This window comes from Paractinoplanes rhizophilus (assembly GCF_042664765.1).
Taxonomy (GTDB): domain Bacteria; phylum Actinomycetota; class Actinomycetes; order Mycobacteriales; family Micromonosporaceae; genus Actinoplanes; species Actinoplanes rhizophilus.
The window spans coordinates 1-1,684 of sequence record NZ_JBHTBJ010000100.1 but is presented as its reverse complement, the minus strand read 5'-3'; the positions used below and the strand labels follow the sequence as shown (position 1 = coordinate 1,684).

Annotated in this window: 2 protein-coding genes; both read left to right on the top strand. The window is 69.7% G+C overall.

Translation table 11 applies throughout. The features are described from left to right. Positions 1–1,040, top strand: a 1,040-nt coding sequence (istA, locus tag ACFQS1_RS40355; RefSeq protein WP_378978340.1) for an IS21 family transposase, incomplete at its 5' end; no start/stop codon positions are given. Then, positions 1,037–1,684, top strand: a 648-nt coding sequence (gene istB / locus ACFQS1_RS40350) for an IS21-like element helper ATPase IstB (RefSeq protein WP_378978338.1), incomplete at its 3' end; no start/stop codon positions are given. The genes istA and istB, both read left to right, overlap by 4 nt.

Sequence of the window (1,684 nt, the reverse complement as noted above, 5' to 3'; positions counted from 1 at the left end):
CCGGGCTGCACCGCCGGTTCGAGGTCGTTCCCGGCGCGCAGGCCCAGGTGGACTGGGGCGACGAGGGCGGCATCCTGGCCCATGTCGGGGTCGCGAAGGTCTACTCGTTCCACATGGTGCTGTCGTACTCGCGGGATCCGTTCTGCTGTTTCACCACCAGCCAGGACCTGGCCGCGTTCTGGGACTGCCACCGGCGGGCGTTCGCGCACTTCGGCGGGGTACCGGGTTCGATCGTCTACGACCGGACCAAGACCGTGGTCCGCCGACACGTCGCCCCCGGGCTGGCGGTCCCGTTGCATCCCGAAGCGGTCGGGTTCGCCGGGCACTACGACTTCGACATCGACGTCCTCGCAGCCTACCGGCCGACCGGGAAAGGACGCGTCGAGCGGCAGGTCACCATCGTTCGTGATCATGTCCTGGCCGGTCGTGGGTTCGCCTCGATCGAGGAGCTGGACGCCGCGTTCATGGCGTGGGTGCCGGACCGGCGTTCCCGCACGCACCGGACCCACGGCGAGGTCATCGGGGTCCGGGCGGCCCGCGACCACGCCGCGCTACGGCCGATCCCGAACCGGCCGTACGTGGTCACCGACAGGCACCTGCGGCACGTCGGCAAGGACTGCCTGGTCGCCTACGCCGGTAACCTCTACTCGGTGCCGGCCCGCCGGGTCCGGCACCGGCAGCTGGTCGAGATCCGCGCGAGCGCCGCCACGATCACCATCCACGCCACCACACCCGATCCGAGTGGGGACACGCTACTGGCCAGCCATCCCCGCGCGGTCGGTCGCGGCGCCCGCGTCGTCGACGAAGCGCACTGGGATGGTCTGCCCGACGGGCACACCCGCGCGGTCACCACCGGCGACACCCCGCCACAACCACGCCGCCGGGACCGGCCCGCCAGCGGCCCGCTGCAGGCTCTACTTACCCGGGCCGCCGCCGCGCAGGTCACCGTCGCCGCCCGCCCGCTGTCGGTCTATGACCAGATCGCCGGCACGAGTCCGTTCACGCCTGCCCGCACCCACCTGAAGGACGTCTCGCAGTGACTGAGTTGGTCACCAGCCGCATCCAGGCCAGCGCCGCCAAGCTCGGCCTGCCACACCTGTCGATCACCCTGCACGAGCTGGCCAAACGCGCCGACGCTGACGCGATGAGCTACCTCGACTTCCTCGATCTGGTCCTGCAGGAAGAACTCGCCGTCCGCGACGACCGTCGCTTCCGCGCCGGACTGCGCCTGTCGAAGCTGCCGCACCACAAGACCCTCGACGACTACGACTTCAGCTTCCAACCCGAGCTGGACCCCCGGAAAATCCGCGAGTTGGCCACCCTCGCGTTCGTGCAGGCTCACGCGAACGTCGCCCTGCTCGGCCCGCCCGGGGTCGGCAAGACTCATATCGCCGTCGCTCTCGCGGTCGCGGCCTGCCGGGCCGGGTTCACCGTCTACTTCACCACCCTCGACGACATGGTCCGCCACCTCAAAGCCGCCGACGCGATCGGGCGCCTGGCTCGCAAGCTGCAGACCTACCTACGCCCGAACGTCCTGGTGATCGACGAAGTGGGCTACCAGCCCCTGGAACGCGCCGAGGCCAACCTGGTCTTCCAGGTCATCTCGAAGCGGTATGAGAAGGGCTCGACCTTGCTGACCTCGAACAAAAGCTTCGGCGAATGGGGCCAGGTCTTCGGCGACGAG